This is a genomic window from Synechococcus sp. WC101 (assembly GCF_047461555.1).
In the GTDB taxonomy this organism is placed as follows: domain Bacteria; phylum Cyanobacteriota; class Cyanobacteriia; order Thermostichales; family Thermostichaceae; genus Thermostichus.
Map to the genome: position 1 here is coordinate 1 of NZ_JANSHG010000155.1, position 5,752 is coordinate 5,752.

6 protein-coding genes are annotated in these 5,752 nt (G+C 63.6%); 3 read left to right on the top strand and 3 right to left on the bottom strand.

Translation table 11 applies throughout. The annotated features are described in order from the left end of the window. From NW809_RS10260 to dapB, 3 genes are all read left to right on the top strand, one after another. On the top strand, window positions 1–800 hold an 800-nt coding region (locus NW809_RS10260), incomplete at its 5' end, for an EF-Tu/IF-2/RF-3 family GTPase (protein WP_414402063.1). A 93-nt stretch (window positions 801–893) separates the two neighbouring features. Next, entirely contained in the window at window positions 894–1,211 is a 318-nt protein-coding gene (gene rpsJ / locus NW809_RS10265; protein WP_011430161.1) for a 30S ribosomal protein S10, read from the top strand. Between the two features lie 91 nt (window positions 1,212–1,302). After that, the gene (dapB, locus tag NW809_RS10270) at window positions 1,303–2,139 is read left to right on the top strand and encodes a 4-hydroxy-tetrahydrodipicolinate reductase (protein ID WP_041439013.1); all 837 of its coding nucleotides are present in this window, start codon (window positions 1,303–1,305) and stop codon (window positions 2,137–2,139) included. Here the strand turns inward: dapB and NW809_RS10275 are convergent. From NW809_RS10275 to NW809_RS10285, 3 genes are all read right to left on the bottom strand, one after another. Then, window positions 2,136–3,047 (bottom strand): methylenetetrahydrofolate reductase, encoded by a 912-nt coding sequence (locus NW809_RS10275; RefSeq protein ID WP_011430163.1) that lies wholly within the window; start codon window positions 3,045–3,047, stop codon window positions 2,136–2,138. The genes dapB and NW809_RS10275 overlap by 4 nt on opposite strands. Window positions 3,048–3,132: 85 nt before the next feature. Then, complete coding sequence (locus NW809_RS10280; RefSeq protein WP_414402064.1) at window positions 3,133–4,653, bottom strand: hypothetical protein; 1,521 nt, start codon at window positions 4,651–4,653, stop codon at window positions 3,133–3,135. A gap of 168 nt (window positions 4,654–4,821) precedes the next feature. Beyond that, a partial coding sequence (locus tag NW809_RS10285; protein WP_414402065.1) for a DUF2993 domain-containing protein occupies window positions 4,822–5,752 on the bottom strand: 931 nt, incomplete at its 5' end.

Sequence of the window (5,752 nt, forward strand, 5' to 3'; positions counted from 1 at the left end):
AGGAGCTGCTGGAGCTGGTGGAGCTGGAGATACGGGAGCTCCTCTCCAAGTACGACTTCCCCGGCGACGAAATCCCCATTATCAGAGGATCCGCTCTCAAGGCTCTGGAAAGGATGCAGGCCAACCCCAAAACCCAGCGGGGTGAGGATCCCTGGGTGGACAAGATCTACGAGCTGATGGATGCGGTAGACTCCTACATTCCAACGCCGGAGCGGGATGTGGACAAGCCCTTCCTGATGGCAGTGGAAGATGTCTTCTCGATCACCGGTCGCGGCACGGTGGCGACGGGCCGGATCGAGCGGGGCCGCATCAAAGTTGGCGAAACCGTGGAGCTGGTGGGATTGCGAGAAACCCGTTCCACCACTGTTACCGGTCTAGAGATGTTCCAGAAGACGCTGGACGAGGGGATTGCCGGCGACAACGTGGGTGTGTTGTTGCGGGGTATTCAGAAGAACGAGGTGGAGCGGGGCATGGTGCTGGCCAAGCCCAAGACCATCACTCCTCACACCCAGTTCGAGTCGGAGGTTTACGTCCTCAAGAAGGAAGAGGGCGGACGTCACACCCCCTTCTTTGCCGGCTATCGTCCTCAGTTCTACGTGCGTACCACCGACGTCACCGGCACCATCACTTCCTTCACGGCTGACGACGGCTCTAAGCCGGAGATGGTGATGCCCGGCGACCGCGTCAGGATGACGGTAGAGCTGATCCAGCCCATCGCCATCGAGCAAGGGATGCGCTTTGCCATTCGTGAGGGCGGTCGTACCGTAGGGGCCGGTGTGGTCTCTAAGATCCTGAAGTAAGCGGCTTTCTCTTGGCAGGGATTGGGCGCTGGTCACTCCAGGCAAGCTCGATCCCTGCCATTTTTTTGAGTACACCCTACCTTCTCTCCGACTATGGCTACCTTGACCCAACAGAAAATTCGTATCCGCCTAAAGGCCTACGACCATCGGCTACTGGATACTTCCTGCGACAAAATCGTGGACACGGCCCGCCGCACGGAGGCTGTGCCAGTTGGCCCGATCCCTTTGCCGACGCGGCGTCGCCTCTACTGTGTGCTGCGTTCCCCCCACACGGACAAGGATTCGCGGGAACATTTTGAAGTTCGCACCCACCGCCGCATTATCGACATCTACTCCCCCTCTTCCAAAACCATCGATGCTTTGATGAAGCTGGATCTGCCGGCAGGGGTGGACATCGAGGTGAAATTGTGAGGCTCCGCTCGGGGATCCGGCGCTAGGTTAGGCAAGGGGGCAGGTGGTGACCACAGCAGTCGAGCAAAAAAGACGAGAAGAGGGCGCCGCCATTGGGGAGGGGACGGCGGCTTCTGAGCCCATCCCGGTCTTGGTGGTGGGAGCCCTGGGCAAGATGGGGCGGGAGGTGGTGCGGGCGGTGGCCCAAACCCCCGACATGAAGTTGGTGGGGGCGGTGGCCCGTTCCCAGTTGGGCTCGGACATTGGCGAGGTGTTGGGCCTGGGATCCCTGGGAGTCGAGATTACCGACGACCTGGCGGGCCAGTTGCTGCGGCTGTCGCAGCGGAGCGCCCGAGGCGTCATGGTGGATTTCACCCATCCGCGCTCTGTGTATGAAAACGTCCGCTCGGCCATTGCGTTTGGGGTGCGGCCGGTGGTGGGGACGACGGGCCTGACGCCGGAGCAGGTGGAGCGGCTGAGGGATCTGGCGGATAAGTCCGGTGTGGGCTGTCTAATTGCGCCCAACTTTGCCATCGGCATGATCCTGCTGCAGCAGATGGCGCTGCAGGCGGCCCAATATTTCGATCACGTGGAGATTGTCGAGCTGCACCACAACCGCAAGGTCGATGCCCCCAGCGGCACGGCTCTGCAGACGGCGCAGCGGCTGGGACAACTGGGCAAAGCTTTTAACCCGCCTGAGGTGGAAGAAAAGGAGCTGATCCCCGGCTCGCGGGGAGGGATCCCCGGCCCCAACATCCCCATCCACAGCGTTCGCCTGCCGGGGCTTATTGCCCACCAGGAGGTGATCTTCGGCGGCATGGGGCAGACGTTGACCTTGAGACACGACATCACGGATCGGATGGCCTTCATGCCGGGAGTGATCCTGGGCATTCGCAAGGTGCTGCAGCTCAAGGGGCTGGTCTACGGCTTGGAGCAGGTGTTGAGCTAGCTGCTCAGGGGCGGGATCCCGGCCTCGTCCAGGATGTGCGGGATGAGGTGTTCGGCCTTGACGGCCATCAGGTGCACGCCGTGACAGATCTGGCGGGCCTGGCGCACCTGTTCGGCAGCAATGCGGATCCCTTCTTCGAGGGGATCGGGGGCATCGGCCAGCCGCTGGATAATGGCGTCCGGGATCTGCACCCCCGGCAAGTTGCGGTTGATGAAGAGGGCGTTTTTGGCGGATTTGAGCAGGAAGATGCCCGCCAGGATGGGCTTGCCGGCGGGGCGGCCCAGCTTGTCCATGAAGCGCTCCAGTTGCTCGAAGTCGGTCACCATCTGGCTTTGGAAAAACTGGGCTCCGTTCTCCAGCTTGCGGTGAAAGCGCCGCTCCAGGCCGGAAAAGCTGGGGGATTGCGGCTCTACGGCTGCCCCCGGGAACAGACAGGTGCCGCCGTCGGGGAGGGGCTTGCCGTTGCAGTCGAGGCCGTTGTTGAGGCGTTGGATAAGCTGCAGCAGACGCACCGATTCCAGGTCAAAGACTGGGCGGGCATCGGGGCAATCCCCCACCTGGATGGGATCCCCGGTGAGGGCCAGCACGTTGCGCAGGCCGAGCGCTGAGGCCCCCAACAGATCCCCCTGCAGAGCCAGGCGGTTGCGATCCCGGCAGGCCAGCTGCAGGATGGGTTCAACGCCCGCCTGCTGCAACAGCAGCGAGGCGGCCAGGGGGCTCATGCGGGCCATGGCGCGGTTGGAGTCCGTGATGTTGACGGCATGCACCCGGCCCTTGAGCTGCTGGGCCAGAGAGAGCAGGGTGCTGGTGTCGGATCCCTTGGGGGGCGTGATCTCAGCCGTGAGCAAAAATTCCCCCCGCTGGATGGCTTGGGCAAAGCGCGACGGTGGTGGGCAGGTCAGGGCCACAATTCTGGGAAGACCGAAAGAAAAAGCAGTGGGTTGGCCTATTATCCGCTGTTTTGGGAGGGTTTTTCCAGCCAAAGCGCTTTTCTCAGGGCTTGGGCGAAGGGGAAGGGCTGGGCGGAGGCTGCACCCGCATTTCTCCCAGCCAGAGGGGGGGATCCCCCTGGTGCAGACGCTGCTGCCAGTTTGTCGCCGCCGCGGGCGGGATCCCCTGCGGGCCCAGGGCCCAGCTCCAGCCAATCACCTGGAGCCACCGCCCGGCTTGCAAGCCTTCCAAAAAGGGCTGGGCAGCTTCTGCGTCGGGAGACGGCCCGCTGAGGATCAGGGGCAACTGGGGGTTAAAGGCCACAAGGCGACGGTACAACGCTTCAAAGGTCTCGGGATCCCCCTTCACCTCCAGGCTCAGCCAGTCCACCCCTGGCAAGGCGGCCCAGGCAGACACTGCCTCGTTATCCGCTCCCTCCAGCTCTAAAACCCAGAGCAAATTGGCCTCAGAGCGCAGGGTTTGTATCAGGTGACGGTAGGCCCGTCGTTGCAGCTCTGTATCCCCGTCCCCGACAGCTACGGCCAGGATAATCGGGGTGGCAAAGCGCTGGATGCCCCGAGCCCAAGAGCGCAAGGTCTCATCCTGTTCGCCCGCAGCCAGGGAAGAGAGGTGGGCCGGCTGCAGCCGCAGGCGTAGGTAGGGAACGGAGCCGCTCTCCCGCAGGCGATTGGCCAGGGGCTGGGGAAAATCCTGGCGCGGATCCCAGAGGTGCTCCACCGCTGCCCAGGCGGGGGGCTGGCCAATGGCCTGGCGATAGGCCAGAAGCTGCTCCCAAGTTGGCATGCCCGACCAAGTGACCCCATGATACAGCCGGCTCGTGGGGGGAGGCAGCGGCCTGCCCCGCTGAAAAGGGGCAGAATCGGGCGGGATGGGGGAGGTGAGGACAACCTGCAGCCGTAGAGACGGCGAGGGGTCAGGGGCGTCGGCCTCCGGGAGGGAGAAGGGGAAACTCCACGTGCGCTCCTCGAACCGACCCTGAGTCATCTGGCGGGCATAGAAGTCCTGGGGGGGCGGCAGCGGCTCCAGGGCCTTGTCCCCCCAGAAGGCCTGCTGTACCACCAGGCGCACCCCCTCGCCAGGGTGAACTAGGGGCGTGGTGGTATCCAGGTGAAAGCTGCCGCTGAGGCGGGTAAACGTCTTGTGGGGCTCAACTCGGAAAGAGAGTGTGAGCTGGTCAGGCCGATAGGTGCCCAAGGCGCGGGAGGAGGGGGTGGGGAGCAGGGATCCCAGCTGCTCTGCCAAGCTCTCGCAGTCGGTGCAGGGAAGGAGAGCCTGCGGATGGAGAGAGATGGGAGCCTTGCGGGCAGATTGCAACTGCTCAGACGTGATCACAAAGCTGGCCCAAAGGTGCTTCAGAAGGGGATCCCGGCCGGGCGGAATATCGGAGAAAGTTCGCCCGGGGGGCGTGGCTGTGCGTGTGCCGGCAGCCGTCCCATCCAGGGGCACCGTGGAGAAGGCGTCGCTGGAACATCCCCCCAGCAACACCAGCGACAGGATTAGCGGCAGAGTCCCCAAGAGCAGGGGCCTAACACTGGGTTGTAGCGGCGGCGATCCCCAAACCATGAACTCACCTCAATACACCACCCCTCCGCGACCGCTTGGCAACGGCTAGAGGGATTCTCGCCCAGCAGCCCAACCTTGGGTTTGATCCCGATCACAACTTGGCCACCGCAGATCCCGCTGGCACCGCCCAAAGGCAAGCTCAAGTGGTCGAGCCCTGGCGACAACCCGCTACCCCTGCGGCACTGCCGCCGCCTCCGGGTAGATGACCAACATGCCCTCGTAGAGGATTTGGCCAGGCTGCAACTCCAGGCGATCGATGCGCACGCCTGGATCCAACTGGATGGGAAAATCCGCCAGGCCGGGGATGGGGATCTCCTGCCCTTCGCTCACCCACAGGGGATTGACCAGCCGCAACTGGTTGGGACCCTGAGCCTGTAGCCCAGTTAGCACCGTAACCGGCACCTCCACCCCCTCGGGAGTAACCAATTGGGCCTGGATGCGCAGCCGATTTTGCTGCAAGGTGACCTGGGGCTGGCGGATCAAGAAGGGCACCGCTTGACCTCCAAAGGGCAGTTGCACCTGCGCCTGGGCCAGTTGGGACTGGATGAGGGGAGCCTGAAGGCTGCGGTTGAGATCGTCTTCGGTGAGGCGCAAGCTCACCTGCACCGGCACGGGGGCCAACAGCCGCAGGGGACTACGTCCCTGGATGGCTTCCCCTACATTGAGGCGAATATCCTGGCCCTGCAGCCGCAGGTGGCTGACCTGGAATCCCTGATAGATGAGGTTGTCTCCCGACACCTGGGCCTGGGGGATCTGGCCGTTCAAAATCTGGGCGTCGGAACCGGCGATCTGCACCCGCAAGTTGTCCACCTGCTGCACCTCAGAGCGAATCCAGGCGGCCACCAGAGGATTGAGCAAGGAGCTGGCGATCTGGGCAAAAGCGGGCCAGGGCAAAAACATGGTGGGCAGGCTCAGCAGCAGAGCAAGCCCCAGCCGCTGCCCCCCTGGGGAGAGCCGTCGGCGGCGGCAGGCTGTCGGTGGGATCTGGGAAACAGAGGGACCCTCTAGAATGACCGAGTCCTGATCAGGCCGATAACAAGCTGTGGGCAGCACTGGGTACCTCAGCAAGGAACGACGGGCAATGGCGAGAGGCCAAGGC